The following is a 23,394-nucleotide window of genomic DNA, read 5'->3' on the forward strand; positions in this document are numbered from 1 at the left end:
ATCTCCAAACCGTTTGTTGTGTCATGTCTTTGGTCACTGCACGAGGTGGAATCCGATGTCAGCGATGCGGTCCATCGCTTTTTTGAACATCCGCGCATTGCGCTCGCCGCGGGTCATGGCGGCTTTGTTCTCCCCCACCTTGACCAGGAACTTGGACTTGCCGCCCTCCTCCAGCTGCAGCGTCATCTCTTTGATCTGCTTGCTGAACGTGACGTCGATGCCCATGCGCTCGAGCACGCCAGCGGTGGCACCGACGCGATCGCCAATGTCGCCGTGCAGGCCCGGAATGAACCATGTCGACTCGTCGATGACCATGGTGTGCGCGGTCTCGGAGTCTGTGGCGTTGACCCCACCCCGGGCGGTGGCCAGCGCCGAGATCGAGTAGGCGTTCTGCTCGGCGCCGGACTGGTAGACCTCCAGCAGGTGGCACCACCCGAGGTTGGTGGCGCGATCGCCGAGCTCGAACTGCAGCCAGGCCGCGATGGTGCCGACCAGGAACGGCATGATGACGTCGGCGGCGATGTCGCCGGCGGAGTCGAAGCCGAACAGGAAGAAGTAGCCGAGCAGGTTGCCGATCGAGGAAATGAGCACCTGGGCCAGCGCGTCGGCGGTCGGGTTGTCACCGCCCAGGACGATTGAGGTGGCGGTGGCCGGGCTGTAGGTGACTTTGGCCTGCAGGTCGTTGACGTAGGAATCGCGCAGCACGATGCCGGGTTTGGCGGCTTTGGTGCCCATCCATGAGGACTGCCAGTACTCGTCGGGGGTGAGCGATTGGTCGTCCTCGACGAATTCGAGGACGCCTTCGAGCAGGTCGGATGTCCAGGTCATCGCCGACCGCAGGAAGCCTTCGGCGGCGTTGCCGGAGAGGTAGGTTCCGGATTCGCGGGAGAATCCGGAGCGGTCCTCGAACTCGAAAACGCATGCGCCGTTGGCGATGTCGTTGTTGTAGAGGCCCTCGACGGTTTCGCCTTCGGCGGTGAAGATGCGTCGGTAGGTGGCCGAAACCTGCGCGTCGTCGAGGGGTTCGGCGATGACGGTGTCAAGGGAGTTCATTCGGGAGACGAACAGGCCCCACAGGGTCGGGTCGCCGCCGAACGATCCGGATTTGACGTGGCACTGCCAGTTGCGGGTGTCCAGGCCCTGGGTCCAGGAGGCGTAGTCGAACGGGTCGTCGGGCAGGGTCCAGATGTTCATGAAGTGCCGGATGAATTGCATCTGGGTGACGGCGGCAGCTCCCCACGCGGTGGGCGCGAAAAGGAAAAAATCCCTGGGGAATTGGAAGACCGGCAGTGGCAGCGCGGGGTTCGGGGGCACGAGGATGTGCTGCAGGATCTGCAGGTCGTCGTTGAAGTGCGGGGTGATGAAGTCCGCGCCGTCGATTGTCTCGGCGGTCCAGTGGTGCATCATGCCCGTCCAGCGCCGGGCGCCGCCGTAGCGGTCGGCGCGCACGACGACCTGTTTGCACTCTTCGGGGTTGTTGGGGATCGAGGCGATCCACTTGCCCATGGGGTGGCGTGCTGGGACGGTGAAGTAGCCCGGTGAGGACACGTTGTCGCGGGACTGGAACTCACCCTTGGTGACGTCGAGGACGTTGACGTTGCCGCGGCGGTGCAGGCCGACCTCGCCGCGGATGTTGCGGTAGAGGCTGATCTCGGTCTGGGCGCGCTGCATGGCGCGGCGTTGCCGGCGGATCTCGTCGGTGATCTCTCGGGTGTGCTCCAGTGATGCTAGGCCGGGCATGTCAGGCCACCAGCGGGGTGCTGAAAGGTGAGTCGTACCAGCGCGGCAGGGTGAGCTTGACTGCGGCGCCGGTCTCGCCGACGCCGATCGCGCGCACGACGCAGCCGAGTTCGGGATCGCTGTATCCGCTGCCTGGGCGGATGGGGTACTCCCAGTCGCGGCCTTCGGCGCGCAGTCCGACCGGGGTTTCCATCTCTGAGATGTAGGTCTCCAGGTTGGGCTGGGTGAAGATGCTGACGTTGCCGTCGCCTTCGACGATGACCGGGGTGCGCACCGTCTTGCCGAGGTCGGACAGGCCGCGGGCCTTCATCTCGTTGTAGAACGAGTAGTCGGGCAGGACGTACTGCGCGCCCCAGGTGACCTCCCACTCTGGCCAGATGTCGACGGTGCCGGGGTTGAAGTAGGGCATTGTCCCCCAGTGGTTTCCGGGGTCCTCGAATTCGAGGGTGTAGACGTCGGGCTTGCCGACGTAGAACGGCAGCTCGGCGGCGGTGATCTGCACGATGGATCCGTAGCTGAACAGGTGGGGGTCGATTCCCTCGAAGTTCTGCGTGGAGAACGATTTTGAGGTGTCGTAGGTTCGCAGTCCGAGATCGCGGACGCCGTCGACCGAGGTGTAGCGCGCGATCGCTTCTTTTTCGGGGTGGAACATGGCTTTCCACCGGGAGGCAATGAGGTGCCAGAGACGGTTGTCCATGGTGAGCCGTGAGCCGGGAACGTCGGGGTTCATCAGGTGGATGGTCCACACGACTTTGCGTAGCTTCGGTTTCCACGACTGGAAGAACTCACCGAAACCGTATGCCGCATAGTTGGTTTGGATCGGCATGTCGTAGAGTCCGGTGGATCCGGGCGCGAGCTCAGGACCCCAGGAGTATCCGGGTGGGGAGATCCGGCAGAAGTCGCCGTTGACCCCGATGATGTCGATGGTGTCGGTGTTGAGCATTAGTTGTACTTCGCCAGGATCGATTGTTCGGCAACGGATTCGCGTAGGTCGAGGCGGTCCATGAGTCTGTTGATGTCACTGATTCCGTTGAAGGTGTTGTTGGTCTGTCGCGGTTGCGATGTGATCGGTGCGTTCTGTGGTGCACGCAGGGTTTGGCCGTAGGCCGGCATTTTCGGGTCGCCGTAGCTGCCCGGGACGCTGCCGACCAGGAAGCTGGATCCGACGTTGACCAGGTCGGTGAGGACCTTGCCGCCCTGCTGGATGGCGCCGGCCGCGTACGGGCCGATCGCGCCGAGTGCACCGAGGCCGGGCACCATGCCACCGCCGGCGCCGGCGCCCAGGCCGATGGCGGTGGAGACGGCTTGACCCAGTGCCGAGGATCCCGAGCTGATCAGGGTGTCGATCGCCTTGAGGTTGTGATCGAGGCTGCCCGGCGCCGGCGCGACACTGCTGATGCCGGTGGTCGGTGCGCCGATCGGTGCGGCGGGGTCGGCCGGAGTCGGGGGCGTCGGCGCGATCGACGGCGGCGGGGTCGGCGTGGCCGGCGCTGGCATGGGCACCGGTGCTGCCGGGGTGGCTTGCCCCGGTGCCGCCGGCGGCCGAACCGCTGCCGCCGCCGGCGGCGCAGTCTTGGTCTGCGTCGGCCGGCTGGGCGCGATGTTGGGCCGCGGAGTCGGAGTCACCAGGCCGGCCGGGACCGGTCCACCGCCGGCGAAGCCCGGCAGCGTCTTCGGGTCCACCATGCCCTGGTTGAGGGCGTGCAGGAACGAGTCCGGCACGGTGGCGCGGCCGCGCGCGGAGATCATGAACTCTTTGGGGTGCACGACGGCCAAGTGGCCACCCTGGGCGTCGACCGGGCCCATGGTGCTCGGGGTGGGGCCGCCGGTGGCCATGGTGGGGACGCCTGCCGCGCCGGGCATCATGAACTCGGTGCCCTTGGTCGGGTAGCCGCCGCCGGTGGTGGCGATGTGGATGTGGTTGTAGTGGTCTTTGGTCTGCCACAGCGTGGCGTCCATGTCGACGCCGAGCGCGTCGGCGTTCGCCGCGACGTAGGAGTAGATCTGGTCGCCGTAGGCCTTGCCGGCCGGAGTGTCCCAGCCGGGGACCATGACGTCGATCGCCAAGCCGTTGGGGTGCCACTTGAGGGCGTCCTCGCGCCATCCGCCGATCTCGGTGATGGCCGGGAACATGGCCGAGACCGCGCGCTTGACCTTGATGGTGTTGACCTGCAGGCCTTTTTCGGAACCGACACCTTTGGGCAGTTTCAGACCAGCGGGCAGCCCGCCCTGGCCGAGCAGCTGCTGCTTCTGCTCGTCGGTGAGGTTCTCCAACCCGCCCATGCCCGACAGCAGCGAGTTCTGGCCGCCGGTGCTGCCGGCGCCGAACAGGGTGCCCAGCGGACCGCCGGCGTCGAGGAAGTACTGCCCGGTGGACGCGACGGCCTGGTTGTAGATGTTGCTCGGCGAGAGGATGGAGTTCTCCAGGCCGAAGAAACCGAGAGCGCCCTGCCAGAGGGTGGAGCCGACCCTGCCGAGGGTGTCCATGCCCCAATTGGCCACGTACTGAGCGGAGTTCGATCCCCACTGCATGAGGTTGCCGACCGGATCCGGGGAGGCCAGTGAGCCGAACAGGCCCCCGAAACCGGGGATGCCGGCGGCGCGAGTGGCCATGTTGCCCAGCGCGGTGCCGTCCTGGGTGGCGCCGCCGATGCCGAACAGGCTGGACACTGTCGGGCTGGCCAGGCCGGCCGTCGGGGTGGCACCGAGGGTGCCCACACCGTGCTGGGATTGCAAGCCAGCGATGCCGGCCAGCCCGCCGCCTGCTGCACCCGCGCCGCCGGTGCCGGGCATGCCCTGCACCACGCCGGGTAGTGCGCTGGCCAGGCTCATGGCGTTGCCGATCGGGCCCTGCAGTCCAGACATAAACTGGCCGAAGATTCCGCCGAGGCCGCCCATGCCGGAGGTCGGGTTCGGCGCCACGGGCGCGACCGAGCCAGGTGCCGGTCCGGGCATCGGGCCGCCCGGGGTGACCGGGTTTCCGTACTGATCGACATAACCGCCGGGCTCGAAGCTACGTCCAGATGTCAACGCCCACAGAGTTTTATCGCCCACCGCCCTGCGGGCGTGCGCGGGCAGCACCCACTCGTCGCCATGTAGCTCCGAGATCCAGCCACCGGTGGGGCCGTTGCCGCGGCCGGAGGGCGTCGGGCCACCCTTGTCGTAACCAGCCAGCAGGCCACCGAGGTCCTCGGGCTCGACGACTGCACCCGAGGGCGTGGTGATGCCTTGCACCTGGGCGCCGGGGGCGAATCCGCCGGGTGCGGGTGCGACGGTGACAGGGCCTTGGGTGGCGCGTGGGTCAGGTGCGGGAGCCGGGGCGGGTGCGCCGAGGATGCCGGCCAATCCGCTCGAATCCGGCTTGGGTGGCAGCTGACTGAGCCCGGGCAGACCGGCATCAATGATGCGCTGGTTGTAGCTCTCTGCGCTCTCGCCCGGCAGCTGCGTGGGCACCTGCGGGATGGGGTTTCGGACGTCGGGGTGGGTCAGGGCGAACGCGGCAGGAATGCCCGCAAGCATGGCGACGATCGGCCCCAGCGCGGAGCCCATCGAAGCGGCGCCAGCGGCTGCCGCAGTGGGCAATCCGACGCGGAGCAAGGTGGTGATGCCGGTCAGGCTGCTGACCAAGCTGGTGACGCCGTCGAGGGTTTTCCACGCCAGGAACGCGGTGGCCACACCCTCGATGAGGCCGGGGTGCTCGGCGAGGAACCCTGTAATTGACTTCAGCGGCGGCAATAGTGCATCCGTCCACTGCTTAGAGGCCTGGTAGACGCTGCCGAGCATGTCGCCGACGTTCCGCAGGATGGGCAGCCATTTGTCGAGCTGCTCGCGGCCTTCGGCGAAGAACCGCGTGAGCATGTCCTGGCCCTCGGTGGAGTTCAGGAATTCCTGCAGTTTCGCGGTGCTCTGTTCGAGGGTGCCGAGCAGGCCGGCGCCGCCGCCGGCGGCCTGGGTGATGGCGGTGAACGATTTGCCGAGGTTGAGCAGGGTGTTGCCGAGATCGGTGAATCCGTCGAGACCTTCGTTGATCCACTTGTCGAGGCGGCCGTCCTTATCGGCGGCGGTGATGAAGTTGTTGAATCGTTCGGTGACGGCGGTGATGCCGTCGGCCAGCCGCGGCAGTGCGTCGGTGCTGCCGGCGAACAGGGTGCCCAGGCCTTGCACGAGCGGGTCGATGGCCGCGTTGAATCGGGTCTGTGCTTCGCCGGTGTTGCCGAGGATGCGGTCCAGTAGGCCCTGGGACTGTTCGGATCCCAGGGAGGCCGTGAGCTGCTTGAGGGTGCCGTTCCAGGCCGTGGCCATACCACCGAGGCCGCGTCGGAGCGTGGGCATGCTGACGTCGGCGAGGGCGGTGATGCTGGTGGCGAGACCGTCGAACATGTTGGTCTGCACGACGCTGGCCTTGAGGTCGTCGAATTGCGGTTTGATGCCGGAGATCGCGGTGACAACTTCGCGGGCCGGGCCCGGGAGGTCTTTCATCGCGTCGGCGGCCTTTTGCAGCGACTCAGGTGTGCCGTCGGCGGCTTCCACCGCGGCGGTGATGGCCTCCCCCATGCCGGAGAAGCCGAGGGCCGCGGTGCCCAACGAGGCCCCCATGCCGGCCAACATGCCGGGCAAGGCGAATCCGGCGCCGACGAGCTGCTGCACCGCGCCGGCGACGTTGGTGATGGCGGTGGCCATCGCGGGCAGGCTGCCGATCGCCAGGGCGCCGGCGTTCCAACCGAGCGCGGGAAGTACTCCCCCGCCACCGCCGCCGGCGGCCAGCGCGGTGCGCATCGCGGCGATCTTGGCCATCGCCGGGGCGGTGTCGACGTCGACGCGGACGTTGACGTCTCGTCCGGACTGTGCGGTGATCCACCGGTCCAGTTCGACTGTGGCACCTGTGGTGTCGGCGGTGACGTCGACGGCGAAGCTGGCGGTGATCCGTCTGAGGTCGGCTTCGAGTCGACGCTTGAAATCCGACGAGTCCGGAACGACGGACAGGCGGGCTTCACCGGCGGAGTACTGGGGCATCTAACCCTCCTGTCCACGTCCGAGCAGCTCGGCGATCTTGTTGAGACCGATCTGCTTCTGGTTGTCCTTGATGCGGTCCAGCGGAGTGGCTGGCCGATCGTGAAATGGCAAGTCCGACTTCGTCACTAAGCGGATGAGCAGCCGGATATCGTCGCCGAGGTCGTGCATGGCGGCGACGAGGGTGGTGTAGCCGATGTCGGTTGGCCGCCCGGGTGGTTGGCCTTTGCGTTGCTCATGCTGGAGCTGAATCTTGGCCAGGTGCCGGGGATCGGCGAGCTGGGCCGAACGCAGCTCGGTGCCGCTGGTGTTGGCCAGCTTGTTGCAGTAGGTCAAGAACTGTGGCCACGGCCGTTCACCACGGATCCAGTCCCGGGCGTCCAGCGCGAAGGGATGGGTGGCGAAATCAACCTCGATCTGATCCCAGTAGTGCTCGATCAGGTCGAGGATGTCGGCACTTTTCCCGCCGCGTCCTCATCGACGATCTGGCCGCAGGTGCGGCACTTGCCGTCCGACGGCGCGGCTGGCAGGAACTCACTCTTGATGTCCTCGACGAACTTGTCCCACAGCAGTGGTTTGTCCTCGAAGAACTCCATGATCGCGTCGTGGGCTTCGCCGAAGAATCCGCGTTCGTAATCGACTGTGGCTTCCGCGATCTGGGCATTGATCGACTCGACGGCTTCGTCGGCGCCGGCGACGAGTACTTCCCATTCACCGCGGGCCTTCGCGTAGGCCAGGACCGTTTCTGCGGGTGCGTCGTCGGCCGGCTTCTCCGGCGCCGGAGTGGACACGCGTGACATCGCCTGTGCCAGGAGGCCGTTGCAGAGGCTGAGCTTGAGCTCGGCGTTGTACATCTGCTTGCGGCGGGTCCGGTTGGGTGGGTACACCACGATGGTGTTGGTGACCTCGTAGGGCTGGGGGTCGTTGGTCTCGGCGTGCAGCGCCATGAGGCGTTCGGACATTGCGCTGCGCGTGGCCGGTGCGGCGGGACGGGTGCGGGCGGTGGTCTGCTTGCTGGGGGCGGCCATCCTGGGCCTTTCTGTGGGGTCGGCGAGTACCCCGGTCGCCGCCTGGGCGGCCGGGGTGCTCGACGGAGGGTGAGGGGGTGGGGGCTGGGGCTAGCTGACGGTGACGGCGCAGGCGGCGGTGAAGCCGTTCCACGCCGCGGTGACGTTGGCGGTGCCGGCGGCCACGGCGGTGATCAGGCCGGAGGTCGAGACGGTGGCCTTGCCGGGGGTGTCGGTGCTGAAGGTGGCCGAGGCGGTGCGGTCGACGCCGTTGGAGTCGGTGACGATCAGCTGCTTGGTGTGGTTCGCACCGGCGGCCACGGTGAGCGCTGCGGTGGTCGGCGAGAGGGTGACGCCCTCGGCTTTCTTGTACAGGCTGCCGTCGGCGGCCGCGGCGGCCAGTGCCTTCACGCCGGCGCCGCACATGCCGAAGATGAACGGCTTGCCCGGCAGCGCCGGGTGGGTCTGGGCGGTCAACGTGACACCGTGGGTGATGACGTCGCTGTCCTTGAGGTCGACGTCGTTGCGCTTGCCCACGATCGTCTTGTTGGCGACCCAGTACTTGATCACGTCGAGGCCGGCGAACGAGGTCCAGGACAGCAGCACCAGCTGCCACTGCAGCTGGGCGGGCAGCTCGGGGATGGCGATCGTGAAACCACCGTGCTCGGAGACCTCCGAGACCGCGTCGGGCAGGAAGCCCCACGCGTTCATCAGGTTGATGAGCTTGAGTTCCTGCGGGGTGTAGGTGATCGACTTCTCGGCCTCCGACGCGATCAGGGCGGTCGGCGATCCCTTGCCGTGCGACTTGATCTCGTTGATGGTCGGGTTGTTGGTCAGCTTGAGGCCGGCCTGCTTGGTCCAGTTGCCGACCGTCTCGAATCCGGATCCGACGCCGATCTTGGCGGCGTCCAGGCCGCCGTCGAGGCTGTCCTCGAGGTTGGTGAGGATCGGTGCGCCGTTGATCGGGCGCAGCAGGACAGCGCAATCGGCGGAGGCCAGTTCGAGGTCGGACTGTCCACCCTGGTATTCGGCGATTCCTGACATGGTGTGTGCCTTTCGTTTAGAGGCCGAGGGCCTGGCGGTACTTGAAATCCCTTGGCTTCCAGGTGTGGAACTCCAAGGTGACGGGCACGAGCCTGCTGTCCTGCAACAGCTCGGGTATCAGCTGCGGGCCGATGACTTCACCGGTGCAGTGCAGTTGGTGCGGGGTGCCGGGAACGACCGCGGCCTTGTCGAACTCTTCGCCGATCTGGCGGATGATTTCGCACAGTTCCCACGAGTCGTCGCGTGAGGGGGTCAGCGCGGCGAACTGGACTTTGGGCTCGTCGCGCTTCTGTTCGCGGTTGATGCGGCCGCCGGTGCGGTAGATCCGCAGATAACCCTTGCCCGCCTGCAGGTGAGCCTGGTACTTGTCCGGTGGGGGCAGCCAGTAGGTCGGTTCGATGTCGGGGCCCAGGCGGGGGGCCAGGAACCCTTTGAGCAGGTTCTCGATGTTGGGGTAGCCGCCCTGCCACCAGTCCGGAAAGGTGATGCTCACAGGAACTCCACGAGGGTCAGCAGCTCCAGGACACGGTTGAGTTCGTGCTCGCCGGCCTGGGCTCCGTGCACCCAGTTCTCGCCGGCGGTGACGCCTTCGCTGCGGCCGCTGCCGAAGTTGTGTGGCAGCACGTACTCGATCGGTCCAACGGTGAGCACGCCGATGTAGCGGTCATTGAGGACCCCGCCGATCTCGGTGGACGGGTGGGCCATGGTGGCCAGCCGGCCGGTGTCGCGGGCGACCTCTTCGCGGTAGAGCGCCTGGCCGTGCTCGACGATCTCATAGAGAATGGACCGCATCTGGGCGGACTTCATCCGTTCTGTCAGTGCGGGATTCGGATACGGGTAGACGTAGGCGTCCATGGGTCTATCCCCCTGCCTGCACTGCGAAGATCACCCAGCCGAAGTCATCACCGGTGACCGGATGGTCGTGATTGCCTTGGGGCCGGCCGAAGACGGTCAGGTACGCACCGTCGAACGGGATCCGGTCACCGTGCTTGAGGTCGTAGCCGCGCGGCACGGCGACGGATCCGGACTGGGTGTAGCGGGAGCCTTTGCCGTCGACGAGTACCGGCTTGTCCAGCGCGATCACGATGCGGGTTTCCGGTAGGTCCTGCCATACCGGGTTGCCGTCAGACCCGTTGTCGCGCTGCGGGATCACTTCGCCTGCGCCTTGTGGATCCAGCGGGAACGGCATCAGTCGACCTGGCTGGAGTTCTGGTAGTTCCACGGGTGCCCTGGCACCCGGGCGTTGGAGGTCGGTGTCAGCGAGAACAGCTGAGTGGATCGGCCGGCCGCCATGGTGTCTTTGAGCCGGGCGATCTCGTCGCGGGTGAGGTACAGGTTGCCCACCGGATTGACGAACTTGTCGGTGCCCGACATGCCGAGCATCTCGGCGTTGTGTTCGATGACACCGTCGCCGCGGCTGAGCATGGCGCGCTTGACCATGTCCAGCGAGACGTGTTCGCAGGCTTTCACCGAGAACGCCGGCTCGCCGTTCTCATCGGCGGCGCCGGGGATCTCGTTGATCAGGGTGGCCGCGCGGCCGAGCAGGGCGGTTGCCCGTGCCTGCTCGGTCGCGCTCAGTGGCTTCCAGTACGTCACCAGCTGTGGGGCGGTGGCGTAGCTGTCGGGCAGAGGCATCAGGAGCTGCTCTGGGCTCCGGTCGCGTCCTTGCCCGCGCCGGCGGCAGCCTGGCCACCGTCGGCGGTGCCAGCGCCGGCAGTACCGGTGCCGGCGTCGGCGCCCGGGGTGGGGCTGGTGTCCTTGCCTGCGGTCTGGGCGCCGGCGCTCTGCGCGCCGCCGGTCTGGCCGCCGGCGGTGCGCTTGGGCTTCTCTTCGACCTCGGTGATGTCGGCGTAGCCCTCGACGTCGCCGTCGATGAGCTTGCGCAGCGCGGTCACCGACGATGCCTTGGTGGTCTCGTATTCGTAGACCACCGGGTCACTGCCGGGCACCTTTTCGAACTTCGCCCAGGTGGTGGCCTCGGTGCCATCCTTGGAGAAGTGGTATCCCTTGTTGGCGCGGAACTTTGCCATGGTGAAACTCCTTGTACGTCAGTCGGATCCGATTGGATTGCTCACAGGTCGACCCCCCTGCCGGGGGAGGTCAGGGGGGTCGACGTGGGGCCACCTAGCGGCGTTAACCCGCTCATGCGGTTCGGTCCCGGCCGGCGGTGTTCCGGGCCTATCAGGGGGGGCGGTGGCTTAGGTGAGGTCCTTGATCCAGCCGTGGTACTGCTCGGGGCCGTATTCGAGACCGACCTCGCCGTAGAGCTGGTACTTCTCCGAGGCGCCGGTCTTGGCCAGCGGTTCGGCGAACATCACGCCCTTGCCCGGGATCTCCAGGAACACCGGCTTGAGCACCGAGAGGTCGATGATGCCGATGCCGCCGGCGGGGAACCAGCGGTTGAGCACGATGCCGAACTCACCGAAGTCGGTGACGATGCTCTGCAGGCTGTAGCCGCCGATGTTGCGTGACTGCACCGGCGCGTTGAGCGGGGTCTGCCCGTAGAGGTCGGACAGCTTGACCTTCTGGCCCGGGCCGACCATGAGCACCGTGGTGTCGTTGGACAGCGGGGCGCCGTTGCCGAACATCGCCGCCAGGGCGTTGTCCAGGATGCTCTTGCTGATGGCGCGGCCGGTGCCGCCGTTGGCGAACACGTTGGTCGATGCGGCGGTCAGCACGCCGCGGGTCTGGCGCGCGGTGGCGTTGTTGGCCGGCTTGGCGTAGACGCCGGCCAGGAACGACTTCTCGATGTCGACGCCAATCTTGCGCAGCTTGAGGTCGATCTGGTGGGACAGCTCGTCGACGACGGGGTTGGATCCGTCGCTGGAGTTGATGCCGTTGTGGATGCCGGTGGCGGCCTGCTTGGTGTAGGAGACCTCGACGGCTTCCTGGTGGATCTCGACGACGTTGGTGACGTTCGAGCGGGACACCTCGCTGGCGGTCGGCGCGGGCGCGCCTTCCGTGCGGGAGTTGTTGGCGCTGGTGGACTCCAGGTCCTCGGTCTGCCACTCGAATTCGGTGCTGTCGGTGCGCTTGCCGTTGCCCAGGCCGCCGATGAGGGATAGCAGCGGGGTGTCCGAGGGTGCGACGGTGAACAGACGGCCGGTGTAGTTGGGCAGGTTGTAGGTGGTGCCCAGTCCGGAAACGGTACCCATGGGGATTCCTTTCGGTGAGAGCTACTTTCGCAGCTCGATGAGTTGCTGTGCTTTGGCGGTGCCGGCGGCCTTCCAGTCCTGCTGGGAATCCGCGTGTGCGGCGACCTGTGCGGTTGTCAGAGGCCCGGTACCTGACTGGCCTTGACCACGATTGGGTTTGAACCCCTGCGGGGCAGGGGCGGCGACCAGTGCCGGCTTGTCGGTGGCGAGCTGGTCGAGTCGCTGTTGGAGCTTGGCGGTGTCGACACCGTCCTCGGTGGCGTAGCCGGATAGGTCTCCGATGAGCGCCAGGGCGGCGTCGGCGTCGATGAACCGGCCGGTGACCATCTCGCGGGCCTCGGCGGCGATCGCGCGATCGCGCCAGGTGTCGCCGCGCTTGGTGGCCTTGGTGAGGTCCTCGCGTGTGGTGTCGAGTTCACCCTGTTCGGCGCGTCGCTGCTGCTCGGCGGCGTCCAGAACTGGTTGTGCGGCAGTCAGTTTGCCCTTGAGGTCGGCGTTCTCGCTGCGCACGTTCTGGATCAGGCTCCAGGCCCGCTCTGGGTCGAACGTCTCGCCGTTGGCCTCCCACGGCGGCTTGGGTGCGTCGGGCGTGGCCGGAGCGGTCGGCGCCGCGGGTGCCGCCGGCGCTGCGGGTGCGGCCGGGGTCGGTCCTGCCGCTGGCGCGGCGGGTGCGGGGCCGCTGGGCTGGGCGCCGGGCATCGAGTTGGGGGTCGGGGCAGGACTGGTCACGGGTTGCCTCCTGGGCATCAAAAAAGCCGCTCCCAACTTGGGAACGGCTCTGAAATGGGTTGCGCGACTTACCGGTTAGTCGGGTACGTCGCCGATCGGCACGAGGTCGGGCGCGGGGTCGCGTCCGAGCATGCCGAAGATCTCTTGCAGCTCGCCGGTGCGCTTGTCGACGAGTAGATCGGGCGCATCGAAGATGGGCCCGTTGGCGCCGGCTACGGCGATGACGAACACGTCGGTGTTCTCCCAGCCGTAGTCGGCGACGGTGTATCCGGGGCCGAAGAATCGGATGACCGACGACGAGGTGGCGACCACCTGGCGGGCCTGCTCGAAGGTGATCATCGGGCTGTCACCGCGACGGTCGGTTCAATCAGGATGTCGTCGGCGTCGGAGGTCATGCGGAACGTCCAGCCGGCTGTGCGCACGAGCTCGGTGAGTCGTTGCGCGGCGAGTCGGACTGGCGTCGGGTCGCCGTTGCGGGCCTGCACGGTGATCATGTAGGGCCAGGTGTCGGCGTCGACGGCGTCGTATTGGATCAGGGCGTAGACGTCGTCGTTGAACTCCAGGATGGCCAGATCGCCGCCGGGCCTGATCTGGGAGGCGCCGGACGGGTCGAGAGTGGTGAGCAGCTCGGCCAACGAGTTCGGGCCGTTGACCTCGATGTAGTCGTTATTGACGATCGCCATTGCTCCACCTCCAATCCATTCCGCCGGCGTTTCCGCGGATCACCCGCACTTGCTGCAGATTGTATCGCCGTCCGTAGTGGGCGACCAGGACCTTTATCCGATCCTCGCTCAGCGATGAGTCGGTGACGTCCAGGACTACCGCGTCGGCCTGCTTGGCCGCGGTGCGCAGGTTGCGCGCGATCGCGTCCTCGCTCGCGCCGGTGATCGCCTTGAGTTCCCAGGTCTCGCCGTCGATCGTGGCGTCGGCGCTGCGGCCGGCGCCGGTCGCGGCGATGAAGGCCACCATGTGCCCGCGGCGGGCGAGCCGGTCGGCGGTGTCGAGCTCGTGCTGGCGCAGCCCGCGTCGGACCTGGCTACGGTCGACGCCCCCACCTCCGTCACTGCCGGCCACCGCGGCGATGACGGGCGCTATCGGGATGTCACTGGCCGGGCTGGTGCGCACCGCGGTGCGGGCCAGCATGCGGGCCTTGTTGGCCGCGAGCTCGACGTCGGTGTCGGTGAGCTCGCGCACCCACTCCATGACCCGAGCGGTGGGTGTGAGGTCGTCGGTGCGCACGATGCGGCACGCTTTGTCGCCGGTGGTGATGCGGTCCCAGTGGCCGCTGGCGTCGACCTCGTTGCTCTGGCCGTCGGTGTAGACGACTTTGCCGCCGCGGTTGGCGACGTTGAAGATGTGCGCCGAGCGCCGGCCTTGCCACTCGACGGTGATGTACCCGCGTGCACCGTCGCCCCATTGCGATACGGCGTCGTCGGCGGCCTTCCTGGCGGCCTTGCGGCCGGCGGGCAGCCAGTCCCACATCCGGGTACCGGTGCCGGCACCGAGGGCCTCCCCGGCGGGGGCTGCGGCGCGTGTGGACATGGCGCCGGGTCCGGATCCGGCGGTGCTGCCATCTGGTGAGAGCCAGCGCTCCAGGATGTGGGTGTAGCCGGCATCGGCGGCGGTGCGGGGTCGCGGCCGTGCGGTCACGTCGTAGCCGCGGGCGCGCAGTTCGATCGTGGTCGCACACCGGGTGCAGTTGATCTGCCATTCTTCGCCGGCGCGGAAGTTCGGGTTGGTGGCAGCCAGGTCGGCAACCGGATCCGGGGCGAGGTCGGCCTTGCGGCGCACGCCGGGCAGCGGATCCGCCACCGCCGGCGCGTCGGGCAGCTGGTCACGGTCGGCCCCACGATCCGGAATGTCGAGGTCGACCGGCGGCGGTTCGACGATCGGCGGATCCGGCCGCGGCGCCGGCGCGGGTGTCGGCTGCTCGCTGTTGAGGATGCGGCGCATCTCGCGCAGGATCTTCTTCGTGTCGCTGTGGGTGCCGGCCGCCGCGGTCGCCTTGTTGTAGACGTCTTTGTAGTCGCCGATGTTCGGGCTGAGATCTTCCAGCGAGTCGTCCGGAAACACCGGCACCGCAACGCAATCGCAGCCCTTGTGATACGTGTTGAACATCGAGCTGCCGTCGATGCCGGCGCTCTGCGATGACCGGTAGGTCATGTCGATGTGCCGGCCGCGGATCACCGCGACGTCACGCGAAGCGAGCATGACGCAGAACGCGCAGGTGCGCTCCCCCGTCGGTACCCGGATCCAGCGTGGCTTGGCCGGGTCCTGGGCGGCGTTGTCGGCGACGGTGTCGCGTCCCGGTTGCAGCACCAGTCGCGACAGCGACTGTTCGAGGCGGGTCTGCACCCGTTGGTCGACGGGCAGTTCGCTGGTGGTCAGATCGGCCGGCAGTTCGTCATCGTCGAGGACGTCGACGCGGACGTGCCCGCGGAAGGCGGACTCGACGATGCTGGAGACCTGCTCGTCGGGTACCGGCGCGGCCGGCGCCGCACGATAGCGGCTTGGCAGGTTGTGCTCGGTGCGCAGCTGGTCGTAGAAACGGGCGGAGACGGCGGCCGCGGACTGGCCGTAGCGGGTAGTGATGGCGCGGTAGATGGTTTGCACCGCGGCGGGGGCATTCGGAGAGCTCCAGTCGACGCGTGGCCACAGTGCGGCCAGCTGGCGTTGCGCCAGGGCGACGACCGCGCTGTTGCGCGCGGACTGGCGTCTAGCCGGCGGTGGCGCCATCGGTGGATCGCTTGGCGGCCAGCGCCGCAAGCGCCTTGGGTTGGGCGCCGTCGCCGGCCTGTCCGCCGGCGGGGGCGGTCTCGCCGCCCCGGTTGTTGAGTCCGTCGAGGGCGTTGTCGAGGTTGGCCAGGCCGTCGAACTTCTCTCGCTCGGCGGCCAGTCGCTTGCGCTGCACCGGTGTCCAGCCGGCCCGGGCGAGCACGTCGTCCGAGGTCGGCGCGACCATGCGGGCCTCTGCCTGGCGGGCCATGGATTCGGTGTCGGCGTAGGGGGTCGGGATGCCGGTGTAGGCCCAGTCGGTTTCGAGCTGCTCGACGCCGGTCCCGGATTCGCCGGCGAGCACCAGGGCGATGCGCATCAGCGTTTCCCACTCGTTGCCCAGCGACACCGACAGGCGATCGGCGATCACCTTGAGGCGGAAGTCCGACATCCGGATGGCATCAGCGGAGGCGGGGTTGCCGTCGGAGAAGATGCCGAGGTACTGCGGGGCCAGGCCGGTGTGGCCGGCCATGATGGCCTGGTCGAGGTTGAGCGCGGTGACGAATCCGTCGGGTGATTGGCCCGGAACGGTCTCGACCTTGGGCAGGTTGCCGAACTTGTCGGCGGCCAGGGTGGAGATGCGGCCGATGAACGTTTCCCAGGCCGTCGCCTTGCTGCCGTCGGGCTTTTTGAACGATTCTTCGGTGACACCGAGTAGGAACGTCTTCATGGTGGCGTAGAACTCGCCGGTGACCTCCATGCGGACCAGGTTTCGGCAGGCCCGGTCCTGGGTGTTGCGCCACATCACACCCATCTCGGATCGCCCGAGACGGTTGTTCAGGGTGGCCCGTGGCGCGAATTGGACTGCGGGCACGAGGTTCTGGTTGTGGTCGTTGCGGTCCTGGACGATCCAGCCTTTTTCGGGGTCTCGGCGCATGTCGATCGTCGAGTTGCGGTGCATCAGCGTCGCGAGCTGCTGGTTGTAGGTATCCGAGGCGGGGTCGAGGTCCATGTAGGTCTGCACGGTGGCCGACAGTGATCGGGTCCGCGGATCCCAGGACCCGATCATGTTCAGCGGCGACTCGATGGTGATCAGCGGCGCACCGCCACCGGGCCGAGGGCCGGCGACACCGTAGGCACGGCCAAAGATCTGCGCACCGTCATGGGCAAGGCCGGATTCGGCGTCGAGGTTGTTCTTCTGCCAGAATTCCTGGACCGTCGAGTCAATCTCGGTCTGTCCGGGCATCCGAAAACCCATGACGTTGAGCCGTTCGGAGCGGGCGTCGACGCCGGCGGCGCACCAGCCAAGGACCGCACGAAGGGGCTCCAGCTCCGGCGGTATCGAGATCCCCAGCGAGGGAACGATATTCAGGCCCTGGTAGTAGAGCTCGGAGAGTTTCATCTCCTGCTGATACTTCGGGTCCATGAGCTGGGCCATCAGCTTGGTCATCATGTGCTTCTCGGACTCGTTGAGCTCGGCGTCCGTGAGGTTGGGTGCGAACAGCACCGGTTGCACGCCATCCGCCAAGGGAGTCGTCGCCGGGGTGAGCATCGCGGTCACGCGTTATCTCCCTTCACCATCCGAATGTTGTTACCGATCCGTCGCCAGGTTCGCGGCCGCGTTGCTCTTGGCCGTTGAAGTAGTGCCACATCATGCGGACACCGATCATGCAGACGCCGGCGTCGATCTTCTTTCGCGATTCGCGGTGTTCCTTGCCGACGCTGATCCCGAATTTGTTGGGCCGCCGGCGCATGTTCAGCACGTGCTGGCGGGCCAGGACGCCGAGCCCGGGTTTGGACGGCGGTGGGCAGTTGTGGAACATCAGCTTGTCTTTCAAGTCGCTGACCGTGCGCTCGGCAGCCTCAGTAAATGCTTTGAGGTGCTGCGCGTTTCGCATGTCCCAGATGACGTGGTGCTGAGCCATGCCGGTTTTCACCGCAGGCAGCCGGCGCAGCTGCGGGCCGTAGTCCTGGGCCCATCCGTCGCAGTACGGTTCCCAGTACCGTTCGCCGGTCTCGTCGTCACGGGCATCCGACGGGTCCCACCAGAATCCCCAGACGTCGTAGTCGTCGAGGTACTGGCGCGCTTTGCGGTCGACGGCGGCGCGGTCGATCGGGATGTTGTACTCGCGGCCGTTTTCCTTGTACGTCCTTGGTGTCCAGATGTCGATCGGGAACGCCATGCCATCAGAGATCCGCACCCCGAAGATCGCGGTGGTGTCGTCGGACTTCGACCCGTCGCCGAACATCAGGATGGCTTCGCCCTTGGCGGGGTGCTCATCTCGGTAGCAGGGATCGAACTCCTGGGCGGTGGTCCACGCGTCGGCCGCGGCGATCGTCTGGTTGTACCACTTCCGCCGGGACTCACTCGGCGAGTTCGAGCCGTTGACGATCGACTCGACCATGGCCGGGATGTCGAGCCAGTGCGAGTCACCGCGCACCGATTCGAGGACCTCGGGGGCAGCTTCGGCGGTCAGCGGTGCCTCGGGGTGCGCTTCCAGGCTGTCGAACAGCATGCCGAACGCCCGTTTGGTGGCCGCACGGTCGGCGGTGGCCTGAGTGGCCTCCCACGCGTGGCGCACCCGTTCGGCAACGCTGTCGTCGCCGGGGCGGAACGCGTTCTCGATGTCGAGAATGCGGCCCTGGCCTCCGGGGATCTTGGTGGAGTTGCCGTCGATAGTGCCGGCGAGCTCGTGGCCTTGATTCGAGCCGTTCCAGTTCTGCGGTTCGTTGCGGATGGCCTCGGTGACCCGGTTGCCCTCCAGGGCCAGATAGTTCGAGCTCGAGGCTTGGATCTGGCGGGTGTCCCCCAGTCCCCAGACGTTGTCGCGGCCAATTTGGATCCCGAAGTGCTGGCGGGCCTCGGCCGAGAGCATGACCGGGAACAGCTTCATGGTGTTGGCGGTCTGGGACTTCGACACCGCGGTGATCTGGACCCAGGCCGAATCGACTTCGCGGCCGATCGGCTGTCCGTCGTCGTCCCAGTCGTCGAACTGGATCGGGCCGAAGGCGTGGGCGCAGGCTTCGCCGCATGCCAGCGGATCTTTGCCGTGGCCTTTCATGCGCTGCAGCACCGCGGTCCGGTAGAGCAGCCGGCCGGTCTCGTCGAGCGAGTGATACCAGAGGAAGAATCGGGCCTGCTCGGCGGTCCATTGCCAGTCCTGGCCGCGGCCGTCCCGTAGCCAGTACCCGGTCCAGCCGAGTAGCTCCCAGCCCATCGAGTGCTCGGGGAACAGCCAGCCGCGCTGTGGATTCCAGTCCCATGTGGGGCCGATCCGCACAGGCTCCCAGCGCGTCGGTTTCGGAGGCGAGACCTTCGGCAGGGTCTCGCGGTACCAGCGGATGATGTGCGAGTAGTCGTGCTGCTTGATCAGCGCCGGCCCGGCCGCCGAGACAGCGCGCGCCATCTATCGCCCGGGGTAGCCGTGTGGCGCGACGGAGTTCACGTACCGGACGATCGCGCCGCCGTTCGGCATCTTCAACGCAGTCCCGAAGATCACCTGCAGGGCAGCGTCGCTGATCGGCACGGCTGCGTCGACGAGCCATCGCTCGGCGCGCAGGCCTTCCAACGTGGCCGCGTTGCGCGAGCTCAGGATGATTGCGTCCTCGATGCCAAGATCGTGGGCCAGCTGCTCGGCGCGGGCCTTGGTGTGCGCAACGATGGCCGTCGTCATCCGGTCTTGCCCCAGCGTGAGTTGGCCGCAGCTCGTGCACCGACCGACCGCGGTTGTCCCGGCGACGAATCGCCGGCCGAGACGTCGAGGTCGGGCAGCTTGAGCTTGCCGAGGTGCCCGGTGAGGGCGGAGTCCTGGGCGCGGATCTCGTCGGTGATCTTGCGTGCGGCCGCGCGCAGCGGATTCTCGATGCGCTGGCCCATCGAGCCCTTCACGAGCATGTCCTCGTACTGCGGGTTGTTCTCCAGCTCGGCCTTTTTGCGGCGCAGCTCGGCGATCGCGTCGTCGCACCGGCACGCGGCGTGCAGGATCCGCAGTTCGTCGGGCCGCAGCACGTACTGGCCGGATCCGGCGATCGACTTCCACAGCCGGCGGCCGGGGCCGTCCTTGCGGCCGTCGCGCGCGAGGTCGTCTGGCGGCGGGATCCGCTTCGGGGTGGTGTCTTCGGTCATGCGGTTGGCCCTCCTGGAACCATCCGTTTCCCGGCCGCTCGCCGGGTGAAAAACGGGATCGGGTCGCGCTCTGACGGGGTGTTTGACAGCCTGTGTTCGTCTCTGCAGGAAGCTTTTTCAGTGCCCGCCGAGATCACATTCCGTGGATTGCTGTAGTGCCCAACGAAAAACGAACTCGTGGATCTCTCGCACGCAGCTGCGCGAGTGCTATGGCATCTCGGGCTTGGAGGGGGTCGAGGGGGGTACCCCCACCCCAGTCAGTCGTCGAAGGCTTGCAGCACGCGGTGGCGGCGCAGGAAGTCGATCTTGCCGACCTCGAACATGGTCAGGCCGGTGAAGTAGTCCGGCACTGCATCGTCCTGGCCGTCGGCCGTGTAGGTCGTCGTGATGATCTGCTGGCCATGCTCATCCATGCCGTAGATGATCCGAACCTCGGCCTGAACGAACGGCACATCCGATTCTCTCACTTGCGATCAGGCTCCGTCTGCGATGTCGGCGCAGTCGATATGGTCACGGACGGCGATGTGCTCGGGGTCTGATGCGAAGTCATCCTCGCGCGATGGAGGCGTTGGCCCAGAACATCGACTCTTCGAGCTTGGTCATAGCCAAGGACTTCTCGCGTGAGGGCGGCATCATGTCGTCGAGCTGGTGGGCTACGGCCTTGTGCAGTTCGCGTACCTGCTCGTGCTTGGCCTTGGTCTCGTCAGTGGTGGCCGGGTGGAATGAGAAGCGGTTCTCGATGTCGGCGAAGGTGGCCGGGGTGCTGTGTGCCATCAGAGGTCTCCTGGGTGTGGTTCGTGGTCGCGGTATCGCTTGGACAGTGAGCCGCGTGTGGCGATGGCATTGGCGATGCCGGCCTGGCGTTGCAGCTCGGTCTTGTGGTCGTGGCACGGTTCGCAGACGCCTTGGACTTCGGAGGCGTTGCGAACGGTGGTGCGCTGCTGGCCTTGGGCAGCGAGGCCGTCGGGGTGATCGAACTCGTCGATACGGCCGGTGCAGATGCCGGGGTACTGGAGACGGCAGGTCTTGTCTCGCCGGCGAACTTGATCCTTGATCCGGCTGGGGATGTTGGATCCCTGGCCCCATGTCATCGGTCTGAGCCACCCGAGTCCGGGCATGGCTCACCGATGCGGGACAGTGTGCACGAGATTCCCCAGGTCGGCAAGTAGCGCGGTTGGAGGCGGCGTGTCATGCGATGCGCTCTCGGCCGCCGTGCTCCAACAGGAACGCGATCTGCGCCCGCTGTTCGAGCGTGAGGTCATCCCACAGGTCAAGCGCTCGGTCACACGTGATCAGGATGACGACGCGGCGGTTGGGGTAGGTGATCCACTGTGGCCGTGGAAACTGTAAGGGCGGGGGCAGTGGTTTCCCGACGGTGCTGATTTCGAGCGTCTGGCCGGCGAGCGCGGTCGCGGTCGGGTTGAGCCACTCGGCGGTCCAGTCGAATGCCAGGGCGGTTTCCGAGGTCTCCGATTCGCTGCACCGCTTCTCGATGAACCGTGCGGCGACTCGCCGCTCCAGCTCGTCGAGGATCTCCGACAACGGCCTTTCGTCATTCGCCTGCATCGGCCACGACCTCCTGCATGATCAACTCGGCAGGTTCACCCTCGACTCCTGAGCAGTACCAGTAGGACTTGACGACCGGCAGCGCCGAGGGATGCGATTTGATGGTCATCGGGTGACTCCCTGCGGCGCTGGGAGGTTGGCGTCGGTGGCGAGCTCCATGAGTTGGTTTGGTGCCCAGTGGTATCCGCAGTTCTGGCAGGTGCAGCCGTATTCGGCGGAGGCTTGCAGGGCGTAGGAGTAGACGATGTTGTTGCCGCCGTCGAGGCGTTCGACGTATTCGACTCCGCAGGCGGGGCACGGGACTGTGATCTCTTTGACGTGGTACTGGTTGATCAGTCGTTCAATGTCTTCCGCGAATCGTCCGAGTTTCCGTGTTATCCATTGGATTTGGCGTATGTCCTCGACTTCCCAGGCGCGGCTGGCGAGGGCGGCGAGTTGGTTGTAGGTGGTGCCGGCGCAGCCGCAGGGCAGGGAGTCGATGAAGATGTCGAGTCGGCGCTTGACCTCCAGGCCCTCGATCAGAACGGGTGGGCGTGATCGTGCGGTGCTGCTGGCGGCCTCGTTGCGGTAGGTGCTCATCGCTTGCCACAGCTGGGCGTAGAGGCCCGGGATTTCCAGGTAGACGTTGTTGACGTAGCTCGGGGTTGGCTCGGTGAGTTTATGGATCGCCTCCTGCAATGCATTGGTGGCCAGCAGTAGGTCGACGGCGGTCTGCCTGCGGGGCGGGCGGGCGGGCGGGTTGATGTGTGCGTGTTGGGCGTTCATCTAGTGCGTCCTCCGCCGGGATGTCCCGATTGTGTCGATGATGGTTCGGATCGTGGTTTCGAGTTGGATGACCTCGGTGAAGTCGAGGGAGACCATGGACGTCGCGACGGCGACGCCATAGTCGAGGGTGAGCTTGAATAGCAGCTCGCGGATGCTCTCGGTGAGCGCGTAGTCGCCACACGTCGCGCACGCCGGTTGGGTGGGCATGTCGGTCGCGAGTTGGTCGTAGATCGGTGTGTTCATCGGGTTCTCCGGCCGCCGCAGGGTGTGATTCGGGGTGTGCCTCCGGGCCGCCAGGTGCCGTGCTGGCAGAACGAGAACGCGGGTGCCTGGCAGTCGGGGCACTGTTCGTCGATGCGGCTGTCGGCGTAGGCCGCGTCGACTGGGCCCTTGGCCGGAGTCTTGCGGCGTCCGGGCCCGAAGTACGGCGGGATGTCGTCGCGGTCGTCGTCGAGCGGTTCAGCTGGCATGTTCGATCCTGGGAACGCCGGGGTGCGTGCACGGGGTGAGGTCGTCGAGGCGGCCGAAGTCGTCGCAGGGACCGCCGGCGGCGTGGCAGGCGTTGATGAGCTGCCGGCGGATCTGACGTTCGCGGTCCTCGGCGGCAGCGATCGCCACGTCGGCGGCGGCGCGGTCGGCTTGCCAGGCGTTGAAAGCCGTTCGGGCGTTTGCGCATTGGCCACACGGCTGGCGTGTGCCTTGCGGGTGCAGGTCGCAGAATCTCGATGGAGCTCGATCGGTGTGTGTGTCCGCGAGCAGCTCGGCTGGTGACGTACCCGACTCACTCACCAACAGTTGGTGATTGGAGGGTGCAGGGAGGGTGGGAGGAACCGCCGTTCCGGTGGTGGCGACGTGGCTGTTCCGGTGGTGGCGCGTGGCTGTTCCGGTGGTGGAGTTATCCACAGGAACCGTTGTTCCGGTGGTGGGTTCATTCACAGGAACCGTCGTTCCGGTGGTGGAGTTATCCACAGGAACCGTTGTTCCGGTGGTGGCGGGCATCGCGAGGCGGTAGACCGCGGCGCGTCCAGCCTTCGGGTTCTCCAGTGCGGTGCGCACAATGAGCCCAAGATCGCGGCCGCGCTTCATCGCGTCGCGCACTGCCCGGGCCGTGAGTCCTGTGTCCGCAGCGAGGTTTTCCTCGCCCGGGTAGGCATTGGTGCCGTCGCGGTAGTCGGCGTAGAGCTCCAGAGCGATCAGGACGGTTTTCTGGGCACCGGTGAGTACCGATCGGTCGTAGCGGAGCACGAGGCGTACCCACCGGCGGCGTTGCTCGGGGTTCATGACGTGGAGACCTCCTGGATCCCGCCGGCCACTCGCCGGCATCTGTATTCGATTTCGCCGCAGGACTTCCAGTACTCCAGCGTGTTGACCACCGCGGCGAAGTCGGCGGCCGTGAGGTCGTCGGTGGATCCGATGGTTCGCCATGTGACGAACTCGCAGACCGCTAGCCGTGCTGATCGGTCTTCCTTGCGGCCGACACCGCCCTCACCGAAGAGGGCGAATGCTTTGCGTTTCAACGCTGGTGATGGCTTCTCCA

Annotated in this window: 30 protein-coding genes; all 30 read right to left on the reverse strand. The window is 66.7% G+C overall.

Features of this window, described 5'->3' with window-relative positions:
• Window positions 1-33: 33 nt before the first annotated feature.
• The 30 genes from FBY28_RS11815 to FBY28_RS11955 all read right to left on the reverse strand — a co-directional run bounded on the left by FBY28_RS11815 (window position 34) and on the right by FBY28_RS11955 (window position 23,374).
• The gene (locus tag FBY28_RS11815; RefSeq protein WP_141866940.1) at window positions 34-1,740 is read right to left on the reverse strand and encodes a Gp37-like protein; all 1,707 of its coding nucleotides are present in this window, start codon (window positions 1,738-1,740) and stop codon (window positions 34-36) included.
• Window position 1,741: 1 nt separating this feature from the next.
• On the reverse strand, window positions 1,742-2,683 hold the full coding sequence (locus FBY28_RS11820) for a hypothetical protein (RefSeq protein ID WP_141866942.1): 942 nt from the start codon (window positions 2,681-2,683) through the stop codon (window positions 1,742-1,744).
• Complete coding sequence (locus FBY28_RS11825) at window positions 2,683-6,753, reverse strand: VldE C-terminal domain-containing protein (RefSeq protein ID WP_141866944.1); 4,071 nt, start codon at window positions 6,751-6,753, stop codon at window positions 2,683-2,685. The genes FBY28_RS11820 and FBY28_RS11825 overlap by 1 nt, the downstream gene beginning before the upstream one ends.
• Window positions 6,754-7,086 carry a hypothetical protein gene (locus FBY28_RS11830; RefSeq protein ID WP_141866946.1) on the reverse strand — a complete coding sequence of 111 codons (333 nt, stop codon included), beginning with the start codon at window positions 7,084-7,086 and terminating at the stop codon, window positions 6,754-6,756. It lies immediately after the preceding gene.
• A 101-nt stretch (window positions 7,087-7,187) separates the two neighbouring features.
• Window positions 7,188-7,778, reverse strand: a complete 591-nt coding sequence (locus FBY28_RS11835) for a hypothetical protein (protein WP_141866948.1) — start codon at window positions 7,776-7,778, stop codon at window positions 7,188-7,190.
• Window positions 7,779-7,868: 90 nt separating this feature from the next.
• Window positions 7,869-8,801 (reverse strand): Ig-like domain-containing protein, encoded by a 933-nt coding sequence (locus FBY28_RS11840; RefSeq protein ID WP_141866950.1) that lies wholly within the window; start codon window positions 8,799-8,801, stop codon window positions 7,869-7,871.
• A 16-nt stretch (window positions 8,802-8,817) separates the two neighbouring features.
• Entirely contained in the window at window positions 8,818-9,294 is a 477-nt protein-coding gene (locus FBY28_RS11845; protein WP_141866952.1) for a phage tail termination protein, read from the reverse strand.
• Window positions 9,291-9,656 carry a hypothetical protein gene (locus tag FBY28_RS11850; protein WP_141866954.1) on the reverse strand — a complete coding sequence of 122 codons (366 nt, stop codon included), beginning with the start codon at window positions 9,654-9,656 and terminating at the stop codon, window positions 9,291-9,293. The genes FBY28_RS11845 and FBY28_RS11850 overlap by 4 nt, the downstream gene beginning before the upstream one ends.
• A 4-nt stretch (window positions 9,657-9,660) precedes the next feature.
• Window positions 9,661-9,990: a hypothetical protein gene (locus tag FBY28_RS11855; RefSeq protein WP_141866956.1), complete on the reverse strand. Its 330-nt coding sequence runs from the start codon at window positions 9,988-9,990 to the stop codon at window positions 9,661-9,663.
• The gene (locus tag FBY28_RS11860; protein ID WP_141866958.1) at window positions 9,990-10,436 is read right to left on the reverse strand and encodes a Gp19/Gp15/Gp42 family protein; all 447 of its coding nucleotides are present in this window, start codon (window positions 10,434-10,436) and stop codon (window positions 9,990-9,992) included. Before FBY28_RS11860 ends, FBY28_RS11855 begins: the two co-directional genes overlap by 1 nt.
• Window positions 10,436-10,831, reverse strand: a complete 396-nt coding sequence (locus tag FBY28_RS11865; RefSeq protein WP_141866960.1) for a hypothetical protein — start codon at window positions 10,829-10,831, stop codon at window positions 10,436-10,438. Before FBY28_RS11865 ends, FBY28_RS11860 begins: the two co-directional genes overlap by 1 nt.
• A 168-nt stretch (window positions 10,832-10,999) precedes the next feature.
• On the reverse strand, window positions 11,000-11,956 hold the full coding sequence (locus FBY28_RS11870) for an SU10 major capsid protein (protein WP_141866962.1): 957 nt from the start codon (window positions 11,954-11,956) through the stop codon (window positions 11,000-11,002).
• Window positions 11,957-11,977: 21 nt separating this feature from the next.
• Window positions 11,978-12,685, reverse strand: coding sequence for a hypothetical protein (locus FBY28_RS11875; protein ID WP_141866965.1), 708 nt, complete (start codon window positions 12,683-12,685; stop codon window positions 11,978-11,980).
• Between the two features lie 75 nt (window positions 12,686-12,760).
• The gene (locus FBY28_RS11880; RefSeq protein ID WP_141866967.1) at window positions 12,761-13,024 is read right to left on the reverse strand and encodes a hypothetical protein; all 264 of its coding nucleotides are present in this window, start codon (window positions 13,022-13,024) and stop codon (window positions 12,761-12,763) included.
• Complete coding sequence (locus FBY28_RS11885; protein WP_141866969.1) at window positions 13,021-13,368, reverse strand: hypothetical protein; 348 nt, start codon at window positions 13,366-13,368, stop codon at window positions 13,021-13,023. Before FBY28_RS11885 ends, FBY28_RS11880 begins: the two co-directional genes overlap by 4 nt.
• Window positions 13,352-15,421, reverse strand: a complete 2,070-nt coding sequence (locus FBY28_RS11890) for a VG15 protein (RefSeq protein WP_141866971.1) — start codon at window positions 15,419-15,421, stop codon at window positions 13,352-13,354. Before FBY28_RS11890 ends, FBY28_RS11885 begins: the two co-directional genes overlap by 17 nt.
• Window positions 15,402-16,952, reverse strand: coding sequence for a phage portal protein (locus FBY28_RS11895; RefSeq protein WP_286178496.1), 1,551 nt, complete (start codon window positions 16,950-16,952; stop codon window positions 15,402-15,404). The genes FBY28_RS11890 and FBY28_RS11895 overlap by 20 nt, the downstream gene beginning before the upstream one ends.
• Window positions 16,953-16,974: 22 nt before the next feature.
• Entirely contained in the window at window positions 16,975-18,807 is a 1,833-nt protein-coding gene (locus FBY28_RS11900) for a terminase (RefSeq protein WP_141866975.1), read from the reverse strand.
• Complete coding sequence (locus FBY28_RS11905) at window positions 18,808-19,074, reverse strand: hypothetical protein (protein WP_141866976.1); 267 nt, start codon at window positions 19,072-19,074, stop codon at window positions 18,808-18,810. It lies immediately after the preceding gene.
• On the reverse strand, window positions 19,071-19,526 hold the full coding sequence (locus FBY28_RS11910; RefSeq protein WP_216847637.1) for a hypothetical protein: 456 nt from the start codon (window positions 19,524-19,526) through the stop codon (window positions 19,071-19,073). Before FBY28_RS11910 ends, FBY28_RS11905 begins: the two co-directional genes overlap by 4 nt.
• Window positions 19,527-19,783: 257 nt before the next feature.
• Window positions 19,784-19,978, reverse strand: coding sequence for a hypothetical protein (locus tag FBY28_RS11915; protein ID WP_141866978.1), 195 nt, complete (start codon window positions 19,976-19,978; stop codon window positions 19,784-19,786).
• A 94-nt stretch (window positions 19,979-20,072) separates the two neighbouring features.
• Window positions 20,073-20,300, reverse strand: coding sequence for an Acb2/Tad1 domain-containing protein (locus FBY28_RS11920; protein WP_141866979.1), 228 nt, complete (start codon window positions 20,298-20,300; stop codon window positions 20,073-20,075).
• Window positions 20,300-20,617: a hypothetical protein gene (locus FBY28_RS11925; RefSeq protein ID WP_141866981.1), complete on the reverse strand. Its 318-nt coding sequence runs from the start codon at window positions 20,615-20,617 to the stop codon at window positions 20,300-20,302. Before FBY28_RS11925 ends, FBY28_RS11920 begins: the two co-directional genes overlap by 1 nt.
• Window positions 20,618-20,714: 97 nt before the next feature.
• Window positions 20,715-21,092 (reverse strand): hypothetical protein, encoded by a 378-nt coding sequence (locus tag FBY28_RS11930; protein ID WP_141866983.1) that lies wholly within the window; start codon window positions 21,090-21,092, stop codon window positions 20,715-20,717.
• Window positions 21,079-21,201 (reverse strand): hypothetical protein, encoded by a 123-nt coding sequence (locus tag FBY28_RS26205; protein WP_286177969.1) that lies wholly within the window; start codon window positions 21,199-21,201, stop codon window positions 21,079-21,081. The genes FBY28_RS11930 and FBY28_RS26205 overlap by 14 nt, the downstream gene beginning before the upstream one ends.
• A complete protein-coding gene (locus FBY28_RS11935; protein ID WP_141866985.1) occupies window positions 21,198-21,857 on the reverse strand; it encodes a DUF7341 domain-containing protein in 660 nt (219 codons plus the stop codon). The genes FBY28_RS26205 and FBY28_RS11935 overlap by 4 nt, the downstream gene beginning before the upstream one ends.
• The gene (locus FBY28_RS11940; RefSeq protein WP_141866987.1) at window positions 21,858-22,100 is read right to left on the reverse strand and encodes a hypothetical protein; all 243 of its coding nucleotides are present in this window, start codon (window positions 22,098-22,100) and stop codon (window positions 21,858-21,860) included.
• Window positions 22,097-22,327 (reverse strand): hypothetical protein, encoded by a 231-nt coding sequence (locus FBY28_RS11945; RefSeq protein ID WP_141866990.1) that lies wholly within the window; start codon window positions 22,325-22,327, stop codon window positions 22,097-22,099. Before FBY28_RS11945 ends, FBY28_RS11940 begins: the two co-directional genes overlap by 4 nt.
• On the reverse strand, window positions 22,317-23,138 hold the full coding sequence (locus FBY28_RS11950; protein ID WP_141866992.1) for a helix-turn-helix domain-containing protein: 822 nt from the start codon (window positions 23,136-23,138) through the stop codon (window positions 22,317-22,319). Before FBY28_RS11950 ends, FBY28_RS11945 begins: the two co-directional genes overlap by 11 nt.
• Window positions 23,135-23,374 carry a hypothetical protein gene (locus FBY28_RS11955; protein WP_141866994.1) on the reverse strand — a complete coding sequence of 80 codons (240 nt, stop codon included), beginning with the start codon at window positions 23,372-23,374 and terminating at the stop codon, window positions 23,135-23,137. Before FBY28_RS11955 ends, FBY28_RS11950 begins: the two co-directional genes overlap by 4 nt.
• Between the last annotated feature and the right edge of the window lie 20 nt (window positions 23,375-23,394).

This window comes from Arthrobacter sp. SLBN-53, from assembly GCF_006715585.1.
GTDB lineage: Bacteria > Actinomycetota > Actinomycetes > Mycobacteriales > Mycobacteriaceae > Mycobacterium > Mycobacterium neoaurum_A.

What these genes read in the sequence shown, in the direction of transcription:
- FBY28_RS11900 (WP_141866975.1), bottom strand. Translation starts at nt 18,807, where the DNA reads ATGGCGCGCGCTGTCTCGGCGGCCGGGCCGGCGCTGATCAAGCAGCAC.
- FBY28_RS11910 (WP_216847637.1), bottom strand. Translation starts at nt 19,526, where the DNA reads ATGACCGAAGACACCACCCCGAAGCGGATCCCGCCGCCAGACGACCTC.
- FBY28_RS11950 (WP_141866992.1), bottom strand. Translation starts at nt 23,138, where the DNA reads ATGAACCCCGAGCAACGCCGCCGGTGGGTACGCCTCGTGCTCCGCTAC.
- FBY28_RS11945 (WP_141866990.1), bottom strand. Translation starts at nt 22,327, where the DNA reads ATGCCAGCTGAACCGCTCGACGACGACCGCGACGACATCCCGCCGTAC.
- FBY28_RS11920 (WP_141866979.1), bottom strand. Translation starts at nt 20,300, where the DNA reads ATGGCACACAGCACCCCGGCCACCTTCGCCGACATCGAGAACCGCTTC.
- FBY28_RS11925 (WP_141866981.1), bottom strand. Translation starts at nt 20,617, where the DNA reads ATGACATGGGGCCAGGGATCCAACATCCCCAGCCGGATCAAGGATCAA.
- FBY28_RS11940 (WP_141866987.1), bottom strand. Translation starts at nt 22,100, where the DNA reads ATGAACACACCGATCTACGACCAACTCGCGACCGACATGCCCACCCAA.
- FBY28_RS11905 (WP_141866976.1), bottom strand. Translation starts at nt 19,074, where the DNA reads ATGACGACGGCCATCGTTGCGCACACCAAGGCCCGCGCCGAGCAGCTG.
- FBY28_RS11930 (WP_141866983.1), bottom strand. Translation starts at nt 21,092, where the DNA reads ATGCAGGCGAATGACGAAAGGCCGTTGTCGGAGATCCTCGACGAGCTG.
- FBY28_RS11870 (WP_141866962.1), bottom strand. Translation starts at nt 11,956, where the DNA reads ATGGGTACCGTTTCCGGACTGGGCACCACCTACAACCTGCCCAACTAC.
- FBY28_RS26205 (WP_286177969.1), bottom strand. Translation starts at nt 21,201, where the DNA reads ATGACCATCAAATCGCATCCCTCGGCGCTGCCGGTCGTCAAGTCCTAC.
- FBY28_RS11865 (WP_141866960.1), bottom strand. Translation starts at nt 10,831, where the DNA reads ATGGCAAAGTTCCGCGCCAACAAGGGATACCACTTCTCCAAGGATGGC.
- FBY28_RS11820 (WP_141866942.1), bottom strand. Translation starts at nt 2,683, where the DNA reads ATGCTCAACACCGACACCATCGACATCATCGGGGTCAACGGCGACTTC.
- FBY28_RS11885 (WP_141866969.1), bottom strand. Translation starts at nt 13,368, where the DNA reads ATGGCGATCGTCAATAACGACTACATCGAGGTCAACGGCCCGAACTCG.
- FBY28_RS11835 (WP_141866948.1), bottom strand. Translation starts at nt 7,778, where the DNA reads ATGGCCGCCCCCAGCAAGCAGACCACCGCCCGCACCCGTCCCGCCGCA.
- FBY28_RS11855 (WP_141866956.1), bottom strand. Translation starts at nt 9,990, where the DNA reads ATGCCGTTCCCGCTGGATCCACAAGGCGCAGGCGAAGTGATCCCGCAG.
- FBY28_RS11860 (WP_141866958.1), bottom strand. Translation starts at nt 10,436, where the DNA reads ATGCCTCTGCCCGACAGCTACGCCACCGCCCCACAGCTGGTGACGTAC.
- FBY28_RS11890 (WP_141866971.1), bottom strand. Translation starts at nt 15,421, where the DNA reads ATGGCGCCACCGCCGGCTAGACGCCAGTCCGCGCGCAACAGCGCGGTC.
- FBY28_RS11935 (WP_141866985.1), bottom strand. Translation starts at nt 21,857, where the DNA reads ATGAACGCCCAACACGCACACATCAACCCGCCCGCCCGCCCGCCCCGC.
- FBY28_RS11815 (WP_141866940.1), bottom strand. Translation starts at nt 1,740, where the DNA reads ATGCCCGGCCTAGCATCACTGGAGCACACCCGAGAGATCACCGACGAG.
- FBY28_RS11850 (WP_141866954.1), bottom strand. Translation starts at nt 9,656, where the DNA reads ATGGACGCCTACGTCTACCCGTATCCGAATCCCGCACTGACAGAACGG.
- FBY28_RS11895 (WP_286178496.1), bottom strand. Translation starts at nt 16,952, where the DNA reads ATGCTCACCCCGGCGACGACTCCCTTGGCGGATGGCGTGCAACCGGTG.
- FBY28_RS11840 (WP_141866950.1), bottom strand. Translation starts at nt 8,801, where the DNA reads ATGTCAGGAATCGCCGAATACCAGGGTGGACAGTCCGACCTCGAACTG.
- FBY28_RS11880 (WP_141866967.1), bottom strand. Translation starts at nt 13,024, where the DNA reads ATGATCACCTTCGAGCAGGCCCGCCAGGTGGTCGCCACCTCGTCGTCG.
- FBY28_RS11825 (WP_141866944.1), bottom strand. Translation starts at nt 6,753, where the DNA reads ATGCCCCAGTACTCCGCCGGTGAAGCCCGCCTGTCCGTCGTTCCGGAC.